The sequence below is a fragment of the Acinetobacter calcoaceticus genome (assembly GCF_900520355.1).
Taxonomy (GTDB): Bacteria; Pseudomonadota; Gammaproteobacteria; order Pseudomonadales; family Moraxellaceae; genus Acinetobacter; species Acinetobacter calcoaceticus_C.
On the sequence record NZ_LS999521.1, the window covers coordinates 2,404,147 to 2,428,651 of the forward strand.

Below are 24,505 nucleotides of genomic sequence, written 5' to 3' on the forward strand. Positions count from 1 at the left end.
CTACAATGCTTATTGAGGTAATTTTGCATTTAACGCGGGTGCAGAACATTTAATCTTTCCTAGATTAAAGATGTAATACACCACCAGACTCACCACCAATCCAATGACCCATGAAATATCCGCATCCGGAATTACATCGGCTAATGCACCTGTAAAGAACGCATTTTTTAAGAACGGAATTTGTACCGCGATACCAATGAAATAAGCCGTAAGCGCTTTTGCATTAAATTTGCCGTAAATACCACCATCACGTGCAAAGATTGATTGAATGTCATAAGACTTTTTATTAACTACATAGAAATCTAATAAATTAATAGAAACCCATGGCACCAAAATAAATAACAAGGCAAAAATCACATTTAAGAAGAAACTAATAAAGTTACTTGATGCCCAAAGCGCAGTTAAAGTCGCTAGAATTAACACGATGATTGATAACACGACTCGGATATTTCGGCTTGGCATCCATTGCCCTGCAAAAGTCTGAATAGAGGTAATACACGACAGAACCGCACCATATAGGTTCATGGCATTGTGACCAATGATATTGCATAAGAACAAAATCATAAGAACATAACCGAATAGCCCAGTACCAGACTTTACCGCTTCCATTGCATCTGTGGTTGAACCAATGCTGACCGCAATCGTGCCAAATGCCATGGCAAAAATAGTTCCTAAAGATGCGCCTAAATAGGTAAAGATAAATGGTTTATAAATACCAATCGACTTTGGTAAATATCGTGAATAATCTGAGGTATAAGGTGAAAAACTAATTTGCCATACAGCACACAACCCAAACATGGCAAACCAGCTTTTCATGTGGAAAGAACCTTTGGCTAACACATCTGCATTAATATGCGGCACCATAATCATTAGGCCAATGAGCAATGAACCACCCATGAACCAAGTCCCAATTTTATTGAACTTGTGAATAAAGTGGTAACCGATCACCCCTATCGTTGTTGCAGCAATTGCCCCCAGAACTGTAGCAATTGGCACAGGAATCGCTGGAACAACGGTATGAAGGGTTTTCCCTGACAAAATAATGTTAGAAATAAAAAAACCTAAATAGATGAGTGTTGTAAACAGTACAACTAGCAATGCCCCATAACGCCCAAACTGTGCGCGGCTCTGAATCATTTGAGGAATGCCGACCTGTGGTCCTTGTGCAGAAGTCAAAGCTAGAATTGCTGCGCCAAAAAAATGTCCGCAGCAGATCGCAAGCAATGCACTTACAATATTGAGGTTAAACGTTAAAACTGACATTGCTCCCGTAATTACGGCAAGCGGTGCAATATTGGTACAAAACCATAATGTGAATAGATCGCGAACTTTCCCATTACGTTCAGAGGGAGCAACATAATCAATAGAATGGCTTTCGATTGCGAAAGCATTATTGCTATTTTCGTTTTGGCTCATATCCTTAATCTCTCTTTGAGGAATTCATTTCCTCAACATCAAAAAATCTGCTCAGCCAAAGTCATTTCAATATGACTTGGCTTCATCTTTTTATTTCCTTTTACAAACCGATCATTGATCTGTTTGTGTTGTTTTAGCCAAGAAAAAGGTAAAGCCCGTCCGATTGATACTATTATTGAGCATCAATACATCTAGTTTTACTTTTTAACTATTTAAAGGCTTTAGTTGATTGTTAAATTTGACTGATTCATTTTTTCATCCTTGAAATTAAAATCCCGATATAGTTTCTGACCCAAGTCATGACTTATCTCATGACGAATGGATCATCAATTGGCTCATCTGAGGTACGTAACCAAACTGTTTTAGTGGTGGTGTAATCTAAAACAGCATTTGCGCCGCCTTCTCGACCATGCCCCGAAAGCCCATGTCCACCAAAAGGTGCGAGTGGAGAAACAGCGCGGTAGGTATTTAGCCAAACAATTCCCGAACCAATCACTTTAGTCATACGATGAGCACGACTTAAATTGGTGGTAAAGACTCCTGCTGCCAGTCCGTAAGGCGTACTATTGGCTTTTTGCACGGCTTCCGCTTCATCTTTGAAACTATCTACTGATAAAACCGGACCAAATAGTTCAGTTGTAATGCAATCTGCTTGAGGTGCATCAGTACAATCTAAAATGGTCGGTGGATAGTAATAACCTGCTCGCTCAAGGCTTTTACCACCGGTAAGAAGTTTTGCACCTTGCTGGATTGAGCTTGCAACGACTTGCTCAATTTTTTGGCGTTGGCGTAAGGTACAAAGTGGTCCAAACTCAGTTGCCATCTCATGAGGTAAACCAATTTTTATGGTTTGTACACGCTCAACCAAACGCTGAACAAATTCATCTTTAATGCTTTCTTCAACCAGTAAACGAGAACCTGCTACACAACTCTGCCCAGTGGCAGCAAAAATAGCAGCGACCTGAGCATTTACAGCACTTTGAATATCTGCATCAGCAAATACAATAAATGGAGATTTACCACCTAATTCGAGTGAGACTTTGGCAAGATTTTCAGCCGAGTTACGTACAATGTGCCGCGCAGTTTCTGGACCACCCGTAAACGCAACATGGGCAACAGCAGGATGACTACTCAGCACGGCGCCACATTCAGGTCCGAAACCTGTAATCACATTGACCACTCCAGCCGGAAAACCAGCCTCATGTACTAATTTAGCAAAAGCTAATAATGGCCCAGGGCCATCTTCAGATGCTTTTAGCACGACTGTACAACCTGCCGCTAAAGCTGGACCAACCTTCACTGCCGATAGAAATAACTGACTGTTCCAAGGGACAATTGCAGCAACCACGCCTACTGGTTCACGAACAATCCATGCTTGCATATCCGCTTTATCAATCGGTAGAAAACTACCCTCTAATTTGTCGGCAATACCTGCATAGTATCGATAATATTCAGCAACATAGGCAATCTGGCTAGAGGTTTCACGAATAATTTTGCCTGTATCACTGGTTTCAATTTGAGCAAGCTGCGGTGCAGCTTTTTCAATTAAATCAGCTAACTTATAAAGTAATTTACCCCGCTGTGAAGCAGTTAAACCTGCCCAATCAGGTGCTTTTAACGCGTGAGATGCTGCCTCAACCGCTCGATTCACTTCATCGGTTCGAGCTTCCGGCATGTTTGCCCAGACCTCACCCGTTGCAGGATTAATACTTTCAAAAGTTGCTGCACCAGATTCAAACTGACCATTAATATAAAGCTGAAAGTCTGCTGTCATGATATTGGCCTCTATGCAAATGCCGGCATAACTTCATTGATCATACGTTCCAATGATGCTTTTTTACGTTCAAAGCTCATGCCCGTATCAATCCAGAAAGAATATTCGTTGTAGCCCATTGCTTCATAAGCTTTTAAGCGTTCAATGACTTCTTGAGCTTGTCCAATCACGTTATTTTTGCGCATCGCTTCTGGTGTATAAAAAGGATGTGCAGCCATTTCCTCTTTTGTGATAGGCGCAATTAAACCTTGAGTAATTTCACGCTCATTTTTAAACCAAGCACCAAAGTAGTTATAGAATGCATTGATTTCATCTGCTGCCAGTTGTGCATCTTCTTCACTGTCTGCAACATAAGTATGGCGCAGCAACATAATTTCAGGGCGCTGAATTTCATTGAACTTTTCACAAGCTGCATTGAAATGCCCCATAAGCTTTTCAACTTCTTCATCACCAAAATGCAAAGGCGTTACCTGTACATTACAGCCATTTTGCACAGCAAATTCATGGCTATTTGGATCACGGGCTGCAACCCAAATTGGTGGGTGCGGTTGTTGAAGCGGTTGAGGTGCTGAAGTCGTTTTTGGAAACTGCCAAAATTCACCATTATGCTCATAATCCCCTTTCCAAAGGTTTTTAATTGCGGGAATCATTTCACGTAAACGCTGACCAGCACTCCATGCATCCATGCCTGGAACCATGCGCTCATATTCAAACGAATAGGCACCGCGAGCAATACCAATATCTAAACGACCATTGGTAATAATGTCGGTCATTGCAGCTTCACCTGCAAGTTTAATCGGATGCCAAAATGGTGCTACCACCGTGCCAGTACCTAGACGAACATTTTGAGTTTTATTCGCTAAATCGACCAGATTTAAAAATGGGTTTGGTGCAATGGTAAAGTTCATGGCATGGTGTTCGCCTGTCCAAACCGCATGCATACCGCCACGGTCTGCAATCTGGCAAAGCTCAATCATTTCATCATAGAGTTGTTTCTGGGTTTGCTGATCAGAAACACGTTCCATATGCACAAATAATGAAAAACGCATGATTAAACTTCCTCTTTAACGATTTGACGAACTGTACCTGTTGTCTGATTTCCGTAATAAACACCATAAGTTTTTAAATGGTTTTCTTTACGATAGCGCATCAACATACTTTCTAGAGCGCTGTCTACAAACTCAAGTTTTTCTAGGTCATTTAAATCGACAAACTGACCTTTAGTTGCTTGAGCTACGGGTGTATTACATAAAAATGAAATATATTGCTGCTGGTTTTCAACGTTTTCATATACAGAGTAAATGAAGTTAGCAGAAGCATCTGGCTGATATTGTGCAAAGATTTTCTCAAGCGCTTTATCTGCACCGTCTTTATCAACCATTACATTTGGAATAGTCCATTTATGATCGGCAGTTTCTTCAAGTAAAATGGTATTTTCATGGCCAATAATTGCGCTCATCACGACTTTCGGACCAGAAATGACCTCGGCAGAAAGTTTGGCTGGTGTAAAATATCCACCACGATAATAGCCAAGACCTGCAAAACCGGTTGAAGCAAAATCTTCAACTTTACCAATTAAAATTGCATGGTCCCCTGCATCAACAACTTGATAGGTTGTACAGTCGAACCATGCACTGACATGATCGATAAGCGGATTTTGGCAAGCACTTTTTGACCATGAAAGATTTGCAAAACGGTCTTCGCTTGGACGAGCAAACGTATTAGAAACATCTTTTTGCTCTTCTGCCAAAATATTGATCGCAAAATGAGGTGTGTTTGCAAAGTTATGATAATTGCTTGATGTCTTTGCAATACTTACAAGAAGTAAAGCTGGGTCCAAAGACACCGAAGCAAAAGAGTTCGCTGTAAAGCCAAGTGGCGTTCCATCTTCTTTACAGGTTGTGACCACCGTAACGCCCGTCATAAATGATCCGAAAGCATCACGTAGTTCACGTATTTTATTAATAGTATCCATTTCACTCATTGTTATATTCCTTCAGCAATGTGTGGCAAATTAAACGCTGGTTTCCAACCACGTTTGCATTGCATTATTCACTTTGTCAGGTGCAGTTAAGTTCACCATGTGACGTTCATTTTCAATGACAATTGCAGTGCCATGTTTTGCCTGATTCGCCATTTGCTGTGCCATTTCTGCTGTTGAATTCGGATCATCCGTTCCGGTCAACACCAAAGCAGGACACGTTATCTTTGACCAATCATCTGCATAGGTTTCATCACCTTGCGCAAACGCAGAATATGCAGTTGTATAACCAGACAAGTCGACATTTTCCAACCATGATTTCACTTTGGCTGCTGCTATACGCTCTACTTCGCTTTCACCAAACCAGCGCTGTAGCGGAGTCTCAACATCAATACGGCCTGTTTTTAACTCTTCAGCTCTTTGGATTACAGCATTACGTGCCTGTGCTGTACGTTTATATACACCATTGAGTACAGCCATCCGTTTAACTAAATCAGGACGGGTAACACTGACTCCTGTCGTAATGAGAGATCCCATTGAATGTCCAGCTAAATTTACAGGACCTAGATTTAAGGCTGTAATAAATTCGATGGTCCATTCAACAAAATCTTGTAATTTTGCTTCTGCCGGTAATTTGGTACTTTGCCCATGTCCCGGCATATCCAATGAAATTACATGATAATGTTTAGAAAAATATTCAATTTGTGGATACCATGCCGCAGCTTGCATCCCCACTCCATGGATCAGAACCAGAGGCTCTCCTTCGCCTTGCTCAAAATAGTGAGCAATACGGTTATTTGACAGCTGCAGGGTTTTTGACATCATGGCCTAACTCTTCCAAATCTTTATAACGATCACCAATACGATGATGTGGTCGACCACCTGTTGCTGCACCAATCACAACAACAAGTTCATCGGCAGCAGGTGCATCTGGAATTGCAAATTGCAGTGTTAAGTAATGAGAACGGCGGCCCTCATCATTTTTATCCATCATTGGAATTAAAATCGGTGCATTTGCTGGGCCACGCGTATTATTAAATGCCAAATAAGATTTCGCACCGACTGCACTACGGTAAGTATTACCAAAATGTAAGGTGTGGATTAAAGCTGATGCATGTTCAAGTTCACCGTTTAAGCCAACCACCGCACTTTTACCAAAAGCTTCAACTGCTTCACCAGAACCGATTTCATCAAGAATAAGTTTGGTTAAATGTTCGCTTAAGATGGGTGCAATACGGCGAATTTCTGGTGCTAGGTCTTCTACATAGCCTTGGCCTGCCCACGGATTTTTAATGACCGCTGCGGCTGCCACCATTTTTAAAGGCTTTGCTGCTTCTTTGCCACCATCAACATAAGTTGTTTCTACATGAAGCACTGTTTTACGTATGAGTTCCATTGCTCTTCCTTGCAAGTAAATTATCTTGTCATTCGTATTATGGTATACCATAATACATACTGAAAAAAAAGCAAGAGTTTGCTATGCTAATTTTTATTGAAAAACATGTAATGAAACTCAACATGTTAAAAAACAGGAAAATTTAATTATTTATGAATCTTAAAATTGAAAACCCGCCCGTAACTTTACGTGAGCTGTGTTTAGATAAAGTACGTAATGCTATTATTACCGGCTATTTCCCATCAGGAAAAAGACTGGTTGAAAGAACGTTATGTGAAGAGCTCGGAGTGAGCCGTTCTGTGGTTCGTGAAGTGATACGTTATTTAGAGGCAGAAGGTTTAGTTGAGATTTTGCCCAATAAAGGCCCTATCGTCTCTCTACTTAACTGGGAAATTGCTTCGCAGATTTATGAAATTCGTCTTTTATTAGAGCAAAGTGCTGTAGTGGACTGCACCAAAAACCTAGATGAAGAAACTGCTGAAAAATTAAAACTTCTATTAGAAGATCTTAAAGCTGCTTTTGCTGCCGATGACATCAATCTTATTATTGCGACTTCAACCCAGCTTTATCAAACCATCTTCACAACCGCAAAACACCATATTGCATGGGAAGTTGTCCAACGCTTAAATGGTCGAATTAGTCGTCTTCGTGCCATGACCATGAAATCGACAAAACGTGAAATCTCAGGTTATCAACGCATCAAAAATATGTGTGAAGCAATTTATCTTCATAAAGACCCTGAAATGGCAAAACAAGCCGTTGCTGAGCATGTTACCGAAGCTGCTGCCATTGCTAAAAATATTTTAGAGACCTGAGATAACACAATTTAGAAAAATTTAGATAGTTTTAGCTTAAAAATATAGGGAAATACGATATGTCTGCATACTGGATTGCTCATGTCACTATTCATGATATGGAACAATACAAACAATATATAGCAACAGCTCCACAAGCTTTTCAAAAGTATGGAGCTAAATTTCTTGCCCGTGGCGGAGCTTCAGAAGTCTTAGAAGGAAAAGCATTTGAACGCCATGTGGTGATTGAGTTTCCAGATATGGAAACTGCACGTGAATGCTATTTTTCACCTGAATATCAACTTGCCAAAAGTAAACGCGAAGGCTGTTGCGATGTGATGGTTAGCTTTGTTGAAGGTATCTAAATTACTGAATGGATTTCTTAACAGAGAAGTCCATTTTATTTTAAGTCGTTATATCAGCTAGCTCATTTATATGTCTTAAATGAACCCCACCAAAAAACACTCCAGCACCTTTTCCCGATCATCTGCCCCATCTGAACTTAAAAGCTGAATGATTCCACCTTCAATCATATATAAAAATAACTTTGCATCCTGAAAAGTCGCATTGGTTTTAAGTGCTCTAAGCTGGCTATAGATTTCATTGATCAGCCATGTTCTATATTTAATCGCAACTTGATAGGCTTTTGGATAAGTCAGTTTTGTTTCAAAAATGGCTTTAAATAATAGGTAGTACAACCCTTCTAAGTCTGTATGTAAAAGATAAAGTTCCTTGAGTTTATCCGTAGTGCTTGTATGGCTGGTGTACTCAGCAATTGAAACCACTTTTTCTTTTAAACGTTCTTTTTGCACAATCAAACAGATTTCAATAAACCGCTCCTTTGAGTGAAAGTAGTTATAAAAAGTCGCTTTGGTAACTTCACACTCTTTGATGATTCTATCTACCCCAACGGTATGAAAGCCACGATGGTGAAATAAATCAATCGACTTGTTGATGACTTGTATGGCACGGGAAGAAAGCACTAAATTTGGCATAGGTTTACCGTTATAAATTCTTGTTGTTTCTAAATGAGATAAAAAACCTGTGCCCCGTTTGGGAGAAAAAAAGGCACAGCAAAGCCTATAAAGACTGTGCTTGGCACATCTCAAGTTTTGTTGTTGCTAAGTTTTAAGTAAAAAAGACTTTAAGCCTGAAAACCTTAGGGCATTCAAGCTGCTTTATTTTTTAAGCTGTGTCGTTATAGCTTTTGGCATCGAGAGCCAAGAAATAATGGATGTGCAAAGCCAACTCCTTTTTATTGGGAGTTCTGCCAGACATTAGAATTATGGTGGCAGAACGGAAGAGGGTTCGCGGACTGGGTAAGACTCCAGCACACCCGAAGGTGTCCCACTCCCGTCCTACCGCAACGGGAGGAGACGAGGAGTTTACACATAAGAGTATCCCTCAGAAAGGAATAAATCTGATGTGTTCTTACAAGCGGTCCGCGACGACCGTCTGGCAATGTAGGCCAGCAGGCAAAGGATAGTGCCCTGTCCTATTGCAGTCAAGCACGCAAAATGACATTTGCTTTAAATTAAATCGTTAAAAAAGTAAGGCTAAATAATGAGTGGGTTATTGTTAAGTGGGGGGATAAAAAACAGCCTTGGGAGGCTGTTTTATTTGAGCTAAAAATTATTTTGTATAAACCATACTATATTGATTTTAGGAAAGCTATGTAGTTAATAGCTATTTAATTAATAGATACTGTCAACTTTACTGTATTCAACTACTTTCATTTCATACCCATAATGTGTTCTATTTTTAAGATTAATCAAAACAAATCGGGTATCTATTGCTTCTAGTAGTCTCCAATCAGACTGATCATTTGGATATGACGTTTGCAAATCAAACAATACTACTGGAAGTGTCTTATTATTAATCGCATTATTTGCATCATTCATACCACTCCCAAACATACAACCAAAAGCAATAATCGTTAAAAATAATACCAGGGGCGAGCTAAAGTGTTGCTCTATCTGACCTCCAAATATAGAACTGTGTACATAAGCATAATAAAACACACCGAAATAAAGAGGAATTAACTTAGTTGCTAAGGTAATTGATGTATCTATCCCTATCAAGAATATGGATATTATTACAAATAGTATGGAAAAAATGAGTGAATATATATGCCCTAGCCAAACACAAAAAGATAAATAAATTAAAGAAAGTACGCTCCCAAAAGCGAACAACAAAGTAGTAGTTAAAATCGAGTAAAATAAACTATAAGCAGATATAGAGGGTAATATCCATAAAGCATCAAATGTAGAAAAATAACCAAACTTATAAGTTCCAGCTAAAGCTATAAGTACCAATGGCATGGCAGCATAAAGCTCAAAAATTTTCTTTAATGAGAAAGAGTTATACAAAAGAATCCCCCAACTTAAAAATATAAGATTTACATACATCTAAAGAAGACACCAATTTAAGATGTCTTTTATTTAATAAAAAAATTTAAAAGAAATTTTCAGGATATAAAAATGATGGTATATGTCGTCTAATTAACTGTGCTTGACCGTGATAACCTCTCATCTCTAACTCCAATAAAAATACTGGCCAAGGTGGGATATTACTACGATATATATCAATAGAAGATGTAGACATTCCTCCACCTTGTGATCTAGATAATCCCCCGTACTGTGATGTAGATAATCCACCATATTGAGAGGTAGATAGCCCTCCATATTGAGAGGTAGATAGCCCTCCATATTGGGAAGTAGCTAGACCCCCATATTGCGAGGTGGACCTCCCCCCATATTGCGAGGTAGACAAACCTCCATATTGAGAGGTAGACATGCCGCCATACTGAGAGGTGGACATACCACCATATTGAGAGGTGGATAAGCCACCGTATTGTGAAGTACTCAAATTCCGTGGCCAAGTCCTTAAATTAGGTATTTCAGATCGTGACATAGTTCTAATCCTTAGATATTAAAAATAAAAAATTTATTAAAACATATTACTATGTCTAAACCGTTTATTAAATTTTGTTTAAAAAATACACGACAAATTGTGTCGCTTTAATCCAAATTTACTTTCTATTCCCAAGCCATTTAAAATATGGGGAGAAAATGGTTTATCAGCATAAAGATGCTGAGTCTTTTGAAGATCTATATATACGATTTCAAGCTTTCCATGAGAAGTTAAAAATATTGGCTGAAAATTATGTCCAAAAGAATTTGGCCATATTTAGCCATGGATAGTTTTTACAGCTTTTAATGATGCAAATACAACGGCCTCAACCTCTTTCAAAAGATTTAACGCAGCAATTTAGATACAATCTGGTTTATCAGCCAATTAGAAATACTCAGCTTTTTACTTATTGAACTGATCAATTTCGTATAAGCTATATTTAGCCTTTTATAAAAATGTTAAAGAACAAAATTTATGTGTGAATGTCAAAATGTCGGTGAATTTTTTGTATGCCCTGACAGCTTTTCAAATATTTTCAGCAATAACTATGAAATGAAAAATAGGTTCCCTCACTACATCATTGAAGAGGCTCCATGCGAAGAAACTCGCCCAAAATTTGATTATGGTGAGTTTTATTATGTCTGCACTGAGTGTCAGCAAGCATGGTATTTTGAATGCTATCCAGATACACCAACAGCGCCTATTTTTGGAATTAAATTTTTAGATGTGAACCAAACGTTAAGCCAAAATCAAATAAACAGTATTAAACAATTCTTAGTTGTTTTAACGCATGAAGGCTTTTCAGAAAACAAGTGCATCCATAAAGGCTGTACGGACTACTCACTTAACGGAATTAAAGTATGCCTTAACCATTTTGGCTATAAATTTAGTACCTGTTAAGTTTTACTCTGAATCTACCCACCAATAACTACATGTTACGACGCGAGTCTGTATAAACATCGCTGTGCAAGCTCAATTCAGGCTCACCCTGCTTAATGTTTAAAATAAGATGGGGCAACCTCCTCCCCATCTCACTTTTTTAGCACTCAATTGCGTTAACGGCGAGTCCACCTTTTGAGGTTTCTTTGTATTTATATGACATGTCCTTGCCTGTTTCTTTCATGGTCTGAATCACTTTGTCTAAAGACACAAGATGTTCATCGTCGTCATGAAGTGCCATTTGTGCTGCATTAATGGCTTTTACAGCCGCAATTGCATTTCGTTCAATACAAGGTACCTGAACCAGCCCACCAATCGGGTCACACGTTAAGCCCAAATTATGTTCAAGGCCAATTTCTGCCGCATGTTCCACTTGTTCAGGTGATGCACCTAAAATTTCAGCTAACCCTGCCGAAGCCATTGCACATGCTGAGCCGACTTCTCCCTGACATCCAACTTCAGCCCCCGAAATAGACGCATTGAGCTTACATAAAATGCCGACTGCTGCCGCACTTAGAAAAAAGCGAACGACTTTATCTTCGGAAAAGTCTTTAGAAAAAGTCACGTAATAATATAAAACTGCCGGAATAATCCCTGCCGCACCATTTGTCGGCGCAGTTACTACTCGACCACCAGCAGCGTTTTCTTCATTTACCGCTAACGCAAATAAATTAACCCATTCCATGGCATGAAACGTGGTCACAATCAGGTTAGTATTTTTGTTGTCTAATAACTTTTGATGAATTTTTTTAGCTCGACGTTTTACATTTAAACCGCCTGGTAATATTCCTTCATTGATCAGCCCATTATGAATGCATTGCTGCATCACCTTCCAGATATCCATAATCTTGGCGCGAATCTCACTTTCACTACGCCAACTTTTCTCATTTTCAAGCATTAACTCACTGATCGATAAATGATGCGTTTTACATAAGCTCAAGAGTTCAGCCGCACTATAAAATGGATATGGAACCTTAACTTCATTGGTTTCAGTTTGGGTGTGTATTAATTGTCTTTGGCTAACAATAAAACCGCCACCAACTGAATAGTAAGTTTCGGCATCTAAAATTTCTTCAGCTTCGTTATACGCAATTAGTTCCATTGCATTGGGGTGATAAGGCAAAGATTCATCTAAAAAAAGCACATCAGACTTATAGTCAAAAGAAATACTCTGTTGCTGATTGAGCTTAATTATTTTATTTTCAAGCACATCTTCAATGAAGCTCGTACTTGATTGGGTATCAATATGTTCAGGATCAAAACCCATTAATCCTAAAAGAATAGCTTTGTCTGTTGCATGACCGACACCAGTGGCTGCAAGTGAACCATATAACTTAACCTGAATTCTAACCGTCTTTTGTAGATCATCTTGCTTCAATAAATCATCCACAAAACTGTATGCCGCACGCATTGGTCCAACTGTATGGGAGCTAGATGGGCCGATGCCAATTTTAAAAAGATCAAATACACTAATAAACACGGGATCCTACCTTCAATTCATTATTATTCGTATGTTCGTCGTTATTGTGTCCTTTCGGATGACATTAAAATTATCATTAAGTCTGGGATAAATCACGAATAACTACGGGTAGTCGCACAAAAAGACAACGGTTGAACAATCAACATCGGTTGGTTTAATCAAAATCATGAATTGTGGAGCTTTTATCGCTTAATGGGTATTGTAGAACGAGTCTTTAAATAAGCGCGCCAATTTGTATAAATAAAAAACCACAAATATTAGCCATTAGTCGCACCTCACTATTTTTATTCATTTTTGCTGGTAAAGTATTTTACATGGTTTGATACAACCTACTTAACTCAGATGCATAATTCACCTGTTACCGCATCTGATGTTTTTTAGCCTCTAGTCCGCTAGGGGCTTTTTTTATTACTGATATAAAGCCTGATATATTAAATTTATAGAAATAATGAAAGAGAAGAAAAATGAATCACGCTTTACAGCAACTGCCCCAACAAAAAGAATATCCCGTCATTCATTCTTTTAAAAATTAAAGTCGTAAAAAAGCCCGCATTTCAGCAGGCTTTGATTTCAATTTGAACTGGCAAATTTAAATTAAAAAATTAGCCACATGTTGCATTGGTAATTTTTTTAGAAGCTGGATCAATGGTCACTGTAACTCGGTTTGTACGATAATCCATAGTCATTGGTTGACCCGGAGCAACTTTACGCACAATTTCTGATTGAGTTTTTTGCTTAATTTGATCATCAGTAAGGCCAGATTGCCCCACTAATTTTTGAGCTTCTTCTGCTACGCAGTTCGCTTGATTGTCACGGAATAATTTCCATTCTTCTACGACTTGGCCATTTGGTAAATGACAGTAGCCCACCTGACCATTTGCTTCATTTCTAATTTCTAATTTCCCACCTTTTTCAACACAATATTGACTAGCTGGATTTGGTGAACCAATTTTTGGTGGAGTTAGATCTTTATGTTGTACAGACGAGCAAGCCGTTAACGAAACAAGTGCCAAGCCAAGAAAGAGAATTTTTTTCATAATTTTTTGCTTCTTAGTAAAAAAGCTAAAGATATCAAAAAATTTCATATTTCATATCACTTCTTTACAATAAAAAACTTACTTGAATGTTCAAGCAAAATAAATTTAATGTATTGGAAATTAAGATATTCCCAATTAAAAGTCATTTTTTAAATATTCTATTCAGGTCTTTCTAAAATTCGGGGGCCCGATCCGTCTTGTCCTAAAATATCTTCAGGATTTCTTAAGGGGCATTGCTCTAATGATAAACAGCCACAACCAATACACCAGTCCATTTCATCTCTTAAGCGAGTTAATTTTTGAATTCGATCATCCAGACTTTCTCGCCAATGACTCGATAGATCTTTCCATTGCTTAGCGGTTAATTTGCTACCTATCGGATACTGACTTAAAGCTTCTTTAATTTCATTTAAAGGAATACCGACCCTTTGAGCAACTTTAATAATCGCAATATATCTTAAAATAATTAAAGGATACCGACGTTGATTACCATTTGTTCTTATACTTTTTATAAGCCCTTTCGCTTCATAAAAATGTAGGGTTGAAACAGGAACTCCACTCCTTTTTGCAACGTCACCCACGGTCAAAACTCGACTAGGGTCAGCTTTTTTATTTCCATTCATCATGATTGACCTCAACTTTACTTGAGGTTTATAAGAGCACACTTTTATTTTGTCAAATAAATCACAGAGATTCTCTTATAGACTGTGAACCACTTTCCTAAAGTTATAGGTCTTATCTATAAAAGCTGATAACAAAAATGGATGTGATGATTAACTCAGTTCAATCTATAAAATAGTTTGCTGTCAGTTAAATTTAAGAAATTAGTTTTGTAGAGTACACGGACACCCACAAATCCAAAACATGTTGTAAACAAAAGGCATTGGGGCACCTAATGGATAGACTTTTATCTGCTCGATCTTATACGTTTTTTTACGTGACTCAATGTGTAATATATTATCGTAACGGGCAACCACAACTCCCTTTTTATATAATTTTTTCCTTTCATTCTTTGCGTCAAATTTATATACCAAAAAGTAAACTTTTTCTCCTACACCAATCTTTGAATGATTAACCATAATGTAACCATTACAATACTTACATTGCCAATCTTCCATATCTCAAATTATCACACGCTTAAATTAAAAAAACACACTGAATTTTATAGTATAAATTTATTAAAGATATAAATCTAAAGAAATATTTTAATTGAAAAAATAAGGTTTATTTGTGATACATATCACAATAAAAAACCCTAAAAATTTCAAATTATATTTAGATACATCAATTACTTATCAAAAATGTTTAAGGTTTATTATTTTTGAATATATAAAACCCATCCATAATTTATTTAATTATATAGTATATTTAGCAATAACTTTAAATTTAATTATAAATCTAGTATCAATATATAACATGACATTTATTTACATTCAATTTAACCTTAAATATAACAATAGATTTTCCTTAAAATATTAAATTAATTTCACAGTAAAATTGAAAATAATTCATTTCACATTATACAAATATTAAATATATAATTAATGGCATTACAATTTAATTTTTTTATTATGTCAACTCAACGTTTAAAATTAGAACTCCCTTCTGGACACGATCAATTATTACTTCACTCTTGTTGCGCTCCTTGTTCAGGAGAAGTTATGGAAGCATTAATCGACTCAGAAATTAAATTTTCAATATTTTTTTATAATCCTAATATTCATCCAGTAAAAGAATATCTAATCCGTAAAGAAGAAAATATTCGTTTTGCAGAAAAGCATAATATTCCATTTATCGATGCAGATTATGACACTGACAATTGGTTTGCTCGAGCAAAAGGGATGGAAGATGAACCCGAACGCGGTATTCGTTGTACCATGTGTTTCGATATGAGATTTGAACGAACTGCCCTTTACGCACATGAACACGGCTTTAGTCTCATCAGTAGTTCGTTAGGAATTTCTCGTTGGAAAAATATGGCGCAAATCAATGACTGCGGAATTCGCTCTGCTGCTCACTATCCTGAAATTCAGTACTGGGACTATAACTGGCGTAAAAATGGTGGCTCAAGCCGCATGATTGAAATCAGTAAACGAGAAGAGTTTTATCAGCAAGAATATTGTGGCTGTGTATATTCTTTACGAGATACTAACCGCTGGCGTATGGGTAATGGGCGTGATCGTATTAAACTAGGCGTTAAGTTTTACAGTAATGCGATGGAAGAAGATTAATTTTTACTTCTATTAAAAAATTAATTAATTTGTTCTGAGCTATATTTATTTTTTATAAAAAAAGAGCCACATCTGGAGAATGTGGCTAAAAGGTGTACTAAATAAGCTTTGATGTAATTAGATTAATTGTGTTAGCTTAAAATAAAATTAATTTTATAAAAATCTTAATAACATCTCTAGTTTCATATAACCAATTGATCGTCATAAAATTTGCATTTAAGTATTTGAATAACGATTAAATTTATCTACATAACGTAACTTAGGCTATTATTTAGTTTTTAAATATTGTGCAATTTTTTGAATGTTTTCAATAATTTCATTAGGTGTGTGGGCTGCATAGCCAATAAGTACAGCGGCCTTCTTGTTTAGCATCTGACAATATCTTGATAACGGCTGAACAGCCAAGTTTAAAACTGAACACTGGTCAATAAATTCTTGCTCTGTCCACGCACCTTTTAACCAGCATACCGCATGAATACCTGAATCGGTGGGTTGGACGTCGAGTACCTCCGAGAGATGCTCATCAATAGCTTTAATTAATGCTTGTTGGCGCTCATAGCATGCTTTTCTAACTTTACGCACATGCCGAGCATAGTGCCCTTTTTGTATAAATAGCGACAAAGCCACCTGTTCTAAATAAGAACTTCGTACGTCAGTGTAGTATTTAGCAGCACTAAAAGTTTCGATTAATGCTTCAGGCACAACCATAAATCCTAACCGAAACTCAGGAAACATCATTTTAGTAAAAGTACCAGAGTAAATAACTCTTTGTTGCTGATCTAAACCCTGAAGAGCCTGAATGGGATGTGTGCCATAACGAAACTCACTATTATAATCATCTTCAAAAATCCATTTCTCTTGTTGGGATGCCCAATCGAGTAACGAAAAACGGCGAGCTAGGCTTAAAGTTCCTCCTACAGGAAACTGATGTGAAGGTGCTGTATAAACAAGTTTGCTTTTGAAATAATGATCTGTAATGTCAGAGATTCGCATTCCCTCTTCATCACTTTCAATTAAATTGACCTGAGCACCAAAACTTCGAAAAATATTAAAAGCTGCGTCGTAACCTGGTTCATCTAGGCACACCTGATCATTTGCTTGAAGTAAGGCATATGCAGTCAAATGAATGGCTTGCTGCGTTCCATTTACAATAATAATTTGCTCTTCGTTGCAGTTTAGACCTCGGGTTGAGCGGACATATTCACAGATTGCCTGACGCAATGGTAAATAGCCCCGTGGGTCGTGAAATTGACCCAGCTGATAATACGACTGTCGCCAAGCTTGTATTAATAATTTTCCCCAAAGCTGATGAGGAAATAAATCAATACAACCCACTCCTACATGGAACATTTTTTTCTTTTGACTTGACCATGACTGTTCTCGCCATGAAGTTAATAATCCCTCAAGATTCGGATTAATATTTAAAGAATGATGATTGGTTAGCGTAGTTTTTTTTGAATTTTCTTGAATATGTATTAGCTGATCTGGCACAACCTCAGCAACATAAGTACCTGAACTCGGTTTGGTAAATAAGTATCCTTCATCGAGTAACCGTTCAAGCGCAGCTAACACAGAGTTTCGTGAAATCGACATCATCTCTGCCAAGGCCCGACTTGAAGGTAATTTTGTTCCAGCACTCAGTCTTCCATCTAAAATAGCATCACGCAGAGCCGAATATAGCCCATCTTTAATCTGACCTTTAGGCAAAATCAAATGTGGAAAAGATGCAGAAATCGAAGTTGCCATAACAAACTGGTACTGTGAAAGATATTGAAAGTGTACCTTACAAAAATACCACTAGCAAAACTACACTTTAGTTCTCAACTTTCTAAAACTTTAAAACAGAGTGTAATTATTATGCAAAATCAAGACATTCAGATTGTCCCTGTTCAACAGCAGGACTATTCACAGTGGGAGAAATATTGGCTTGCCTATCAAAATTTCTATCAGGTAAATTTACCTTTTCATGTCACAAAAGTGACTTGGGAACGCTTTTTCAATGAAAATGAGCCCGTTTATTGTGCTGTTGCCAAACAAGGCGAGCAAGTTTTAGGAATTGTGCATTATGTTATTCATCGCTCAACATGGGCAGAGAATAATTATTGTTATTTAGAAGACCTCTATGTTTCACCTGAAGTCCGTGGTCAACACATTGGTAAGCAACTCATTGAATATGTACAAAAGCAGGCCATTGAGCAAAACTGTGATCGTTTATATTGGCACACGCAAGAAACCAATCACACGGCTCAAAAACTCTATGACTGGATTGCACAAAAACCAGGAATAATTGAATACCGCATGTCTTTAATCTAGACCAATTGAAAACACCAAAAGCTTTAATTCTTTTGGTGTTTTATCTTAAATATATTTTATTTGAAACTCCAATAGTTCCCTACTTACACCTTAGCGAATGAGCTTGATGACTTTGTCATTAATGATGGTGCATTGATTAAACTCTGCAAAACGCTTGAGCTCTTGCTCTAATTCGAAAAAGAAAAGCTCTTCATCTTTGATTGTTTTTTCTAGATGTAGACTAATCACCTCTAGCTCTTTTACCGTCCGATGTGCTTTGCAATCTATGCGGCCCACTAGCTCATCTTGATAAAGAATAGGTAAGCAAAAATAACCAAATACCCGTTTGGCTGCTGGTACATAACATTCGATCCGATAATCAAATTCAAATAAAGATGTTAAGCGATCACGATGAATAAGCGAGTTATCAAACGGTGAAAGTATTTTTAAGCCAAAATCAGTATTCACTTTTTGTTCTATTGCAGCTACATGGACATATAGAGTTTGCCCATCAACAAGTTTAATTGCTGACACTACACCCGCATCAACCTGCTCATTAAGCACTAAACGCATAGTTTCTTTTAAATTTTTTCCCTTTAAATGAACCAATTGTTTCCATGTAAATGCGCCATGTGCTCGAAGCGTTGTATTAAATAAATACTGCGCATATTCATGAAGCGTAGGCATACTTAAATCAATATTTTCAGGTAAGCAGCGTTCGGTCAAATCATAGACTTTTTCCATTCCGTTACGTTCACAAATCATCAGGTCACCCTGCATGTATAACTGCTCAAAAGCACGGCGACCAGGACCTGTATTCCACCAACCACCCGAATTATTTTTATTATTCTTATCAATATCTCGTAATCGAATTCGACCCTCTGCACGAACGCGGGCTAAGATTTCATTCATGAGATGTTGATCACCTCTATTGAAATAACGGCTTTCTCCCTTTCTAACCGACATCATGGCAGGCAGCGCATAACGGTAATCTTTCATTGGTAGATAAGACGCCGCATGATACCAATATTCAAAAATCTGGCGCTCTCGAACCAAGTTATTTAAATGACTTAAATCATAATCAGGCACTCGATTCCATAATATATGGTGATGAGCGCGCTCAACGACCGATATGGTATCAATCTGCACATAACCCAAATGTTCAATAGCCTGTAAAGTCCCCTCCACACCTTTTGCAAACGGACTAATCTTTCCTAAGCCTTGATTAAATAGAGCCAACCGTTTTAAAGATGAAGTCATAGAAAGCTCAATTGGCTAATCACTGAATCAATTTTAATGTCCTGTATTTTAGGTTCTGTAAACATATTTTTCTCTTTTTAATTTATATCATTCAAACTTTCGGCAATGAGTTTTTCTGCCATTTCTTGAGTTTTTCTTAATCCCGGCATGCGGAACTCAGTATGTCCATAATCTTGGATAGATTTCCAACGTCCGCCCCACGTGAGACCAACCGATTCAGCAACTTGTCCATATAAACGATAACCTTGCATAGCCCAAGGGTCTCTTTCAGAAATAACCACTTTTCCATTTCGCTTAAAGGCTATATCTGCTGCCAAACCAAATTGATGATAACTCTGATACCCTTTTGCTCTGGTCGTATTCGGATTACCCGCCAGCATATTCTGACGAACAGGACTACGATACCCCTCCAATAGAACCAACTCATAGCCATATTGTTCTTTCATAATTTTAAAAACCATGAGTAAACGCTGCTTATAGCGTGGGTTCATTTTGTTCCATTTACGATCTACTAAACTTGTATCTAAAATAGCTCGCCCATCGAAACTCGAATTATCAATAGGTGAAGAATTAATAGCGCCACTACTTTGAGCAGAATATTGTTGCTCTAATTGTGTGGCCTCTACAATCGCAGCTTCAATTAGGCTTTCATCCACTTCTGGTGGTGGTGATAATATTTCACCATTCAAAAGTGCATAAATTTGAGGATCTGTTTTTTTGAGATATTCAGCTTCAATTCGAGTTGAGCTAATAGGTCGAGTGAAAGCAAACACTAAAATACTGGCAAACAAGAAAAAGCCTGCAATGACAATCCACCACTGTTGTAAATGCCAATGGGATTGTAGCTTTTCAGGCGCAGCTGCCTGATTCATGGTTTGAGCAAATTGTCTAACTTGATTAAGCTGCTTACGACCTTGTGGCAGTAATGACAAAACAAAATCTTTGCTTCTACTCCTTAGCTCATAAGACATTAAAAACGCTAAACCAATTGCCAAGCATGTAAAGCAAAAGAAAATGAGAAAAATCATCATCAGTTCATTAATTCACAGCAAAAGGACTTCGTGTAATTTTAATATCTACCGATGCCTTAGGTGGTTCAACCTCAGCTTCTGGCTCGGCTGGAGCTTTATTCTCAACAACAGGTTTGGTCTGCGCTACTTGTTGTGGCTTAATCACTGGTTTTTGTTGAGTAGGCTGAACTTTCGCTTGGGCCGACTTAGGTATCGTCCCTGTTTGTAGTTGAGGCGCAGGCTGAACTTTCTTTTCACCCGTGAGCTGTTCATCGAACGGAGAAACTCGCTGTTCATTAGTAGTAGCGGACTTATGCGGAACAGGTTTAAAGATACTACTTAATTCATTATCTTTAGGTTGTTCAAAGCCATCACGACTCATTGAATCTGTTTCGTTGTCTTGACTTACAGCAACCTGATTTTGTTCATCAGTAGAATGAGCAGTCTCTTGATTTAAAATCTGTTCTTCTGTTGATTTATTCTCAATTGCAGTTGATTCTGACGAATACGGTTGAGACAAGAACAGGAATAGCGAGATGCTTACAAACACCCCGGCAATAACACCAATGACAATATAAAGTATTGGTGATTTCGGCTTTTTTTTATTCGACTGTAAAACTCGAATAGAAGTTGGTTTTTCCTGAGCCATTTCGTACCATCATCAAGGTAAATAAATTGTAATATGTGCTTGCTCTTGAGGAGCAGAAATCACATTTTGATAATTAGATAATGCTTTATCATTTTGATTATTCAGCATAAATCTTAGCCCTGCAAAGGTAAGAAATGCAAAAATCAATAAAAAAATCAAAATCCAGAAGAAAGGTACTTCGCGATGGATAATATTTCGTATCTGATCAGGAATTGCCGAGAACGGCGAAAATGCAACCTTTTTTCCTTTCAAATAGTCAATTTCATCACCCACTCTTGATACTAAATGGTTGAGACTTTCCGTAGACTCGATTCGGTACTTGCCCTGAAAACCTAATAAAAGGCAGTAATGAAATACTTCTAGAGCAGCTAGACGTTCTTTTCCACGGCTACGTAATTGCTCCAAAATTTCAAAGAAGCGATAGCCCGCTAATTGAGAACCAAACAAGCTCAATTGTAATGGGCTAATCAACCAAGCATTTTGTAAATTAAAATAGCTTGGGTCTTGTTGCGTTACAATCGTTTCATCAATCAAAGCACAAAATGCATATTTAGAATCATGAATATCATCAGCTGAAAATTGCAACTTTTTGGCTTGTTGCTCAAATTGATTAAGTAAATTTAAGATTTTTTCACGAAACTGCTGCGCATCTGCTGGCACATACTGATTTCGAATTAAGAAAACCAAATAAAAGCCATCATGCAATAAATCAATAAGATTGATTGCCTGTAATTTTGCTTGAGACTGGCTATTATTGCTCCCGCCCGTTCCAATTTGCCCATCATCAAATAAAGAAGGAGCACCTGTGGATTGTGACATTTTTCTCTCCTTTACCGTTAAGCGTTCATGACCGCAATCAGTTCAATACTGATATCTTGGAAACCAGCCGGAACATAAATACAAATCGTCTCTGAATCTAACATGCGCTGATATAACTCATGATGTGGTTCAATTTCAAAATAGCTCACACCAGAGCGCACAGGAATAGCAGTTGGAACTTGAATTAAGTGATGCAATGGAATTGCAGGCAATGCAGCAACCACACGTTGCTCTACATCTAAAGTGCTACCAACCTTGAATCGTAAAGGTACAATCTGGATCAACTCATGTGTCTGCATTGCACTACTTGATACTGCAATATAAAGTCGAGTGTCTCGAGTAATCTTATCGGTCTCAAGGCTTCCCACCCAATATGAAGGTCGGATTTCTTTAAGTGCGATGCTGATGTAACGACTCGAAATAATCGTATCGAGTAAATCACGCAAAATTGTGTCTAACTGCGAAAAACTTTCTTGTAAATTATGGTGTTTATAGGCAGGTAATTGATCGACATCATAGGCCGTCGAGAAAGTTAATAATGAACCTGCTAAACGCAATAATTCAAAGAACAAACGCTCTGGATGGATTTGTGGATATTGCACAAAATGATTAAGCCCCGCATGAGCTGTATTTAATGCATTCACTAACCAGAATGAAACAATATCACCTGAACGAAATTCAATTAATTTCTGTTCATTTTCTCTGTTATTGGTTTGAATCGTCTTAATTTTTGCCTTAATAACGTTCAGTGTTCTTTTTAAATTTGAAATGAGTGTTTCAGATGCATCTACATGCAAAATTGGCGGAATAAACTTTCGATCAATTTCGAAAGCACCCGAACTTTGACGCTTAATCTTTCCAATAGGTAAATATAAAAAACCATCTAAATTATGGTCAGGATTACTATGTACATCTAATAGTTTAAAAACAGCACGACGGCGTAACAAACTAATATCTGCTTCGGTAGCGTTAGTAAATAGATCATGCGTCTCGACAAGATGAGATTGATATCTACCCTTTTGCGCTTGGTTCTGATCAATGAGATTTTGCTTATTTGCTTGTAAGAGTGGCAATGCTAAATAGATTAACATTTCACCACGTAAATTAAGATCATCCAATAAAATTGGCTCAGGCAATAAATCGTAAGCAGGTGCCTGATAAATTTCTCCGTCTTGCCAAATCATCTCTACAGACTCAAGAGCAAGAATATGTGTGCTCAATTGAGCCTCATCGAAATTTAATTTCTGAATACCATATGAAAAAGGTACAACCGCTCGAACCGTATGATTTAACCGTTGTTCATGATAGGTATCTTGAATTTGGAAATGTTGAGGTCTTAAAAATAAACCTTCGCCCCAAAGGACTTTTTCAGCTTTAAACATATGTCTTTACCAATCTTTATTCGTATTCATTTTTAGGTTGTACACCTAACATTTCCTGAACCATTTGTAATGGATGCTCATCTTTAATGACTTGTGCTAACCATTCATGTAACGGCATTTGACTCCATTTAATGGTTTTTTGAAGCATATAACTCACAGGGCTATGAGGCTCATTTGCTTGAAAGTAATCCGCGATTTCTTGCAGCACTTTCATTGCTTGCTCACGATTCGCCAAGTGTGTTTGAGCTTGAGGCTGAAAAGCAGGCTGATCTGAAACAACTTGTACAGGCACTTGATTTTCCATAGATGAGCTCGTGATGACTGTCGCCTGCTCTTGGATTGGCGCAAGCCCAGTACCAAAAGCTTCTGCTTTATAAATCTTGCGTAATGTGCTGTGAATGGTTTCAAATGCTGAATCAATTGCACCAAAACTCGGCGAATCTAGTCCCATTAAATGATCAAGGGTTTGCTTTAAAACATCCCATTCGGTTAAGACTGAACTAAAATCTTGATAATTAGAATATTGAAAAGTTTTAGACGTATTGAAAATAGCCTGATCGAATTGTTCTAATTCCGATGGCCCCGACTGACTATCGTAATCTTCTGTTTGTTTACGGCGAATATTCTCGTGATATAGAAAATTATCATAATCAAGCAAATTATAATAAGGAGCTGTATTGGTTAAAGAAACTTTCTTTAACAACATCGGAAGTTGATTAATTAAACCCTGTAATAAACCGATGCGCTGATCTAAGTCATCATCTTCAATAACAGGGTGAATTTCCTGCCAATATTGATTTAACATGGTATGGCTCAAGGTTAGACCTTTAGCCATACCATCAAAACCATAAAGATGCGTCCAAGCTTCTAAGAGCCAAGTTAATAGACGAATATCTTTTGTATTCTCTTTTAGCAAAACACTCGTTTTATTGGATACAAAGTCCCAATCGGCCTGTTTGCGCTCGGCAACCCAATCACCTTGATCTAGCAATAGATCATCTTGTGTCTTCGCTTTTTTTATTTCATGAAATTCATTAGAAAATGAAAAGTCGTCACCACAAGGTAAGCTATCACTAATGGGTTCAAGGAGTTCAGAAATATCAATATTCATCTAATTTTAGCTCTATTCAAT

Annotated in this window: 25 protein-coding genes and 1 pseudogene; 6 read left to right on the forward strand and 20 right to left on the reverse strand. The window is 37.6% G+C overall.

The window, feature by feature from the left end:
- Positions 1 to 9: 9 nt before the first annotated feature.
- The 7 genes from AC2117_RS11510 to AC2117_RS11540 all read right to left on the reverse strand — a co-directional run bounded on the left by AC2117_RS11510 (position 10) and on the right by AC2117_RS11540 (position 6,567).
- Positions 10 to 1,416, reverse strand: coding sequence for a purine-cytosine permease family protein (locus AC2117_RS11510; RefSeq protein WP_075431355.1), 1,407 nt, complete (start codon positions 1,414 to 1,416; stop codon positions 10 to 12).
- A 38-nt stretch (positions 1,417 to 1,454) separates the two neighbouring features.
- Positions 1,455 to 1,592 carry a hypothetical protein gene (locus AC2117_RS11515; RefSeq protein ID WP_128814422.1) on the reverse strand — a complete coding sequence of 46 codons (138 nt, stop codon included), beginning with the start codon at positions 1,590 to 1,592 and terminating at the stop codon, positions 1,455 to 1,457.
- A 128-nt stretch (positions 1,593 to 1,720) separates the two neighbouring features.
- Positions 1,721 to 3,190: a (Z)-2-((N-methylformamido)methylene)-5-hydroxybutyrolactone dehydrogenase gene (gene tgnC, locus AC2117_RS11520; protein ID WP_042896750.1), complete on the reverse strand. Its 1,470-nt coding sequence runs from the start codon at positions 3,188 to 3,190 to the stop codon at positions 1,721 to 1,723.
- An 11-nt stretch (positions 3,191 to 3,201) separates the two neighbouring features.
- A complete protein-coding gene (tgnB, locus tag AC2117_RS11525) occupies positions 3,202 to 4,239 on the reverse strand; it encodes a flavin-dependent trigonelline monooxygenase oxygenase component (RefSeq protein ID WP_017389005.1) in 1,038 nt (345 codons plus the stop codon).
- Positions 4,240 to 4,241: 2 nt separating this feature from the next.
- On the reverse strand, positions 4,242 to 5,174 hold the full coding sequence (gene tgnA, locus AC2117_RS11530) for a flavin-dependent trigonelline monooxygenase reductase component (protein WP_042896751.1): 933 nt from the start codon (positions 5,172 to 5,174) through the stop codon (positions 4,242 to 4,244).
- A gap of 30 nt (positions 5,175 to 5,204) precedes the next feature.
- Complete coding sequence (locus AC2117_RS11535) at positions 5,205 to 5,996, reverse strand: alpha/beta fold hydrolase (protein WP_133974216.1); 792 nt, start codon at positions 5,994 to 5,996, stop codon at positions 5,205 to 5,207.
- Complete coding sequence (locus AC2117_RS11540) at positions 5,965 to 6,567, reverse strand: amino acid synthesis family protein (RefSeq protein WP_042896754.1); 603 nt, start codon at positions 6,565 to 6,567, stop codon at positions 5,965 to 5,967. The genes AC2117_RS11535 and AC2117_RS11540 overlap by 32 nt, the downstream gene beginning before the upstream one ends.
- Before the next feature lie 152 nt (positions 6,568 to 6,719).
- Here AC2117_RS11540 and AC2117_RS11545 point away from each other — a divergent pair, with 152 nt between their 5' ends.
- Both AC2117_RS11545 and AC2117_RS11550 read left to right on the forward strand, forming a co-directional pair.
- The gene (locus tag AC2117_RS11545) at positions 6,720 to 7,382 is read left to right on the forward strand and encodes a GntR family transcriptional regulator (RefSeq protein ID WP_042896755.1); all 663 of its coding nucleotides are present in this window, start codon (positions 6,720 to 6,722) and stop codon (positions 7,380 to 7,382) included.
- A 59-nt stretch (positions 7,383 to 7,441) separates the two neighbouring features.
- The gene (locus tag AC2117_RS11550) at positions 7,442 to 7,726 is read left to right on the forward strand and encodes a DUF1330 domain-containing protein (RefSeq protein ID WP_133974218.1); all 285 of its coding nucleotides are present in this window, start codon (positions 7,442 to 7,444) and stop codon (positions 7,724 to 7,726) included.
- A gap of 75 nt (positions 7,727 to 7,801) precedes the next feature.
- On the opposite strand, the gene AC2117_RS11555 is transcribed toward AC2117_RS11550, so the two are convergent.
- Positions 7,802 to 8,356 carry a TetR/AcrR family transcriptional regulator gene (locus AC2117_RS11555; RefSeq protein ID WP_133974220.1) on the reverse strand — a complete coding sequence of 185 codons (555 nt, stop codon included), beginning with the start codon at positions 8,354 to 8,356 and terminating at the stop codon, positions 7,802 to 7,804.
- 699 nt (positions 8,357 to 9,055) lie between these two features.
- On the reverse strand, positions 9,056 to 9,769 hold the full coding sequence (locus AC2117_RS11565; RefSeq protein WP_133974222.1) for a hypothetical protein: 714 nt from the start codon (positions 9,767 to 9,769) through the stop codon (positions 9,056 to 9,058).
- A gap of 651 nt (positions 9,770 to 10,420) precedes the next feature.
- Between AC2117_RS11565 and AC2117_RS19195 the strand changes: the two are divergent.
- Together AC2117_RS19195 and AC2117_RS11580 are read left to right on the forward strand one after the other, a co-directional pair.
- Positions 10,421 to 10,687, forward strand: a pseudogene (locus tag AC2117_RS19195) (histidine phosphatase family protein); the annotation flags it as partial.
- Positions 10,688 to 10,748: 61 nt separating this feature from the next.
- Positions 10,749 to 11,174 carry a hypothetical protein gene (locus tag AC2117_RS11580; RefSeq protein ID WP_133974226.1) on the forward strand — a complete coding sequence of 142 codons (426 nt, stop codon included), beginning with the start codon at positions 10,749 to 10,751 and terminating at the stop codon, positions 11,172 to 11,174.
- Between the two features lie 139 nt (positions 11,175 to 11,313).
- On the opposite strand, the gene AC2117_RS11585 is transcribed toward AC2117_RS11580, so the two are convergent.
- The 4 genes from AC2117_RS11585 to AC2117_RS11600 all read right to left on the reverse strand — a co-directional run bounded on the left by AC2117_RS11585 (position 11,314) and on the right by AC2117_RS11600 (position 14,848).
- The gene (locus AC2117_RS11585; RefSeq protein WP_133974228.1) at positions 11,314 to 12,693 is read right to left on the reverse strand and encodes an L-serine ammonia-lyase; all 1,380 of its coding nucleotides are present in this window, start codon (positions 12,691 to 12,693) and stop codon (positions 11,314 to 11,316) included.
- 602 nt (positions 12,694 to 13,295) lie between these two features.
- Positions 13,296 to 13,730: an I78 family peptidase inhibitor gene (locus tag AC2117_RS11590; RefSeq protein ID WP_042896762.1), complete on the reverse strand. Its 435-nt coding sequence runs from the start codon at positions 13,728 to 13,730 to the stop codon at positions 13,296 to 13,298.
- Positions 13,731 to 13,888: 158 nt separating this feature from the next.
- A complete protein-coding gene (soxR, locus tag AC2117_RS11595) occupies positions 13,889 to 14,356 on the reverse strand; it encodes a redox-sensitive transcriptional activator SoxR (RefSeq protein ID WP_133974230.1) in 468 nt (155 codons plus the stop codon).
- A gap of 198 nt (positions 14,357 to 14,554) precedes the next feature.
- Positions 14,555 to 14,848 carry a hypothetical protein gene (locus AC2117_RS11600; RefSeq protein ID WP_005041621.1) on the reverse strand — a complete coding sequence of 98 codons (294 nt, stop codon included), beginning with the start codon at positions 14,846 to 14,848 and terminating at the stop codon, positions 14,555 to 14,557.
- Positions 14,849 to 15,301: 453 nt separating this feature from the next.
- On the opposite strand from AC2117_RS11600, the gene AC2117_RS11605 reads away from it, so the two are divergent.
- Positions 15,302 to 15,961, forward strand: coding sequence for an epoxyqueuosine reductase QueH (locus AC2117_RS11605; RefSeq protein WP_133974232.1), 660 nt, complete (start codon positions 15,302 to 15,304; stop codon positions 15,959 to 15,961).
- Between the two features lie 267 nt (positions 15,962 to 16,228).
- Here AC2117_RS11605 and AC2117_RS11610 read toward each other — a convergent pair whose 3' ends face one another.
- The gene (locus AC2117_RS11610) at positions 16,229 to 17,707 is read right to left on the reverse strand and encodes a PLP-dependent aminotransferase family protein (protein ID WP_133974234.1); all 1,479 of its coding nucleotides are present in this window, start codon (positions 17,705 to 17,707) and stop codon (positions 16,229 to 16,231) included.
- 111 nt (positions 17,708 to 17,818) lie between these two features.
- Here AC2117_RS11610 and AC2117_RS11615 point away from each other — a divergent pair, with 111 nt between their 5' ends.
- Positions 17,819 to 18,274: a GNAT family N-acetyltransferase gene (locus AC2117_RS11615; protein WP_042896764.1), complete on the forward strand. Its 456-nt coding sequence runs from the start codon at positions 17,819 to 17,821 to the stop codon at positions 18,272 to 18,274.
- 90 nt (positions 18,275 to 18,364) lie between these two features.
- On the opposite strand, the gene AC2117_RS11620 is transcribed toward AC2117_RS11615, so the two are convergent.
- From AC2117_RS11620 to tssA, 6 genes are all read right to left on the reverse strand, one after another.
- The gene (locus AC2117_RS11620) at positions 18,365 to 19,513 is read right to left on the reverse strand and encodes a winged helix-turn-helix domain-containing protein (protein ID WP_133974236.1); all 1,149 of its coding nucleotides are present in this window, start codon (positions 19,511 to 19,513) and stop codon (positions 18,365 to 18,367) included.
- Between the two features lie 77 nt (positions 19,514 to 19,590).
- A complete protein-coding gene (locus AC2117_RS11625; protein WP_197730909.1) occupies positions 19,591 to 20,544 on the reverse strand; it encodes a M15 family metallopeptidase in 954 nt (317 codons plus the stop codon).
- Positions 20,545 to 20,551: 7 nt separating this feature from the next.
- Positions 20,552 to 21,172, reverse strand: coding sequence for a hypothetical protein (locus tag AC2117_RS11630; protein ID WP_133974238.1), 621 nt, complete (start codon positions 21,170 to 21,172; stop codon positions 20,552 to 20,554).
- A 12-nt stretch (positions 21,173 to 21,184) separates the two neighbouring features.
- Positions 21,185 to 21,991, reverse strand: coding sequence for a type IVB secretion system protein IcmH/DotU (gene icmH, locus AC2117_RS11635; RefSeq protein ID WP_133974242.1), 807 nt, complete (start codon positions 21,989 to 21,991; stop codon positions 21,185 to 21,187).
- A gap of 17 nt (positions 21,992 to 22,008) precedes the next feature.
- A complete protein-coding gene (tssK, locus tag AC2117_RS11640) occupies positions 22,009 to 23,373 on the reverse strand; it encodes a type VI secretion system baseplate subunit TssK (protein WP_133974244.1) in 1,365 nt (454 codons plus the stop codon).
- Positions 23,374 to 23,389: 16 nt separating this feature from the next.
- A complete protein-coding gene (gene tssA, locus AC2117_RS11645) occupies positions 23,390 to 24,484 on the reverse strand; it encodes a type VI secretion system protein TssA (protein ID WP_133974246.1) in 1,095 nt (364 codons plus the stop codon).
- Positions 24,485 to 24,505 lie beyond the last annotated feature (21 nt).

Bases quoted from the DNA above. Each gene is read 5' to 3' on its own strand.
- AC2117_RS11510 (WP_075431355.1), bottom strand. From the start codon at position 1,416: ATGAGCCAAAACGAAAATAGCAATAATGCTTTCGCAATCGAAAGCCAT.
- tgnC (WP_042896750.1), bottom strand. From the start codon at position 3,190: ATGACAGCAGACTTTCAGCTTTATATTAATGGTCAGTTTGAATCTGGT.
- tgnB (WP_017389005.1), bottom strand. From the start codon at position 4,239: ATGCGTTTTTCATTATTTGTGCATATGGAACGTGTTTCTGATCAGCAA.
- tgnA (WP_042896751.1), bottom strand. From the start codon at position 5,174: ATGAGTGAAATGGATACTATTAATAAAATACGTGAACTACGTGATGCT.
- AC2117_RS11535 (WP_133974216.1), bottom strand. From the start codon at position 5,996: ATGATGTCAAAAACCCTGCAGCTGTCAAATAACCGTATTGCTCACTAT.
- AC2117_RS11540 (WP_042896754.1), bottom strand. From the start codon at position 6,567: ATGGAACTCATACGTAAAACAGTGCTTCATGTAGAAACAACTTATGTT.
- AC2117_RS11545 (WP_042896755.1), top strand. From the start codon at position 6,720: ATGAATCTTAAAATTGAAAACCCGCCCGTAACTTTACGTGAGCTGTGT.
- AC2117_RS11550 (WP_133974218.1), top strand. From the start codon at position 7,442: ATGTCTGCATACTGGATTGCTCATGTCACTATTCATGATATGGAACAA.
- AC2117_RS11555 (WP_133974220.1), bottom strand. From the start codon at position 8,356: ATGCCAAATTTAGTGCTTTCTTCCCGTGCCATACAAGTCATCAACAAG.
- AC2117_RS11565 (WP_133974222.1), bottom strand. From the start codon at position 9,769: ATGTATGTAAATCTTATATTTTTAAGTTGGGGGATTCTTTTGTATAAC.
- AC2117_RS11580 (WP_133974226.1), top strand. From the start codon at position 10,749: ATGTGTGAATGTCAAAATGTCGGTGAATTTTTTGTATGCCCTGACAGC.
- AC2117_RS11590 (WP_042896762.1), bottom strand. From the start codon at position 13,730: ATGAAAAAAATTCTCTTTCTTGGCTTGGCACTTGTTTCGTTAACGGCT.
- soxR (WP_133974230.1), bottom strand. From the start codon at position 14,356: ATGATGAATGGAAATAAAAAAGCTGACCCTAGTCGAGTTTTGACCGTG.
- AC2117_RS11600 (WP_005041621.1), bottom strand. From the start codon at position 14,848: ATGGAAGATTGGCAATGTAAGTATTGTAATGGTTACATTATGGTTAAT.
- AC2117_RS11605 (WP_133974232.1), top strand. From the start codon at position 15,302: ATGTCAACTCAACGTTTAAAATTAGAACTCCCTTCTGGACACGATCAA.
- AC2117_RS11610 (WP_133974234.1), bottom strand. From the start codon at position 17,707: ATGGCAACTTCGATTTCTGCATCTTTTCCACATTTGATTTTGCCTAAA.
- AC2117_RS11615 (WP_042896764.1), top strand. From the start codon at position 17,819: ATGCAAAATCAAGACATTCAGATTGTCCCTGTTCAACAGCAGGACTAT.
- AC2117_RS11620 (WP_133974236.1), bottom strand. From the start codon at position 19,513: ATGACTTCATCTTTAAAACGGTTGGCTCTATTTAATCAAGGCTTAGGA.
- AC2117_RS11625 (WP_197730909.1), bottom strand. From the start codon at position 20,544: ATGATGATTTTTCTCATTTTCTTTTGCTTTACATGCTTGGCAATTGGT.
- AC2117_RS11630 (WP_133974238.1), bottom strand. From the start codon at position 21,172: ATGGCTCAGGAAAAACCAACTTCTATTCGAGTTTTACAGTCGAATAAA.
- icmH (WP_133974242.1), bottom strand. From the start codon at position 21,991: ATGTCACAATCCACAGGTGCTCCTTCTTTATTTGATGATGGGCAAATT.
- tssK (WP_133974244.1), bottom strand. From the start codon at position 23,373: ATGTTTAAAGCTGAAAAAGTCCTTTGGGGCGAAGGTTTATTTTTAAGA.
- tssA (WP_133974246.1), bottom strand. From the start codon at position 24,484: ATGAATATTGATATTTCTGAACTCCTTGAACCCATTAGTGATAGCTTA.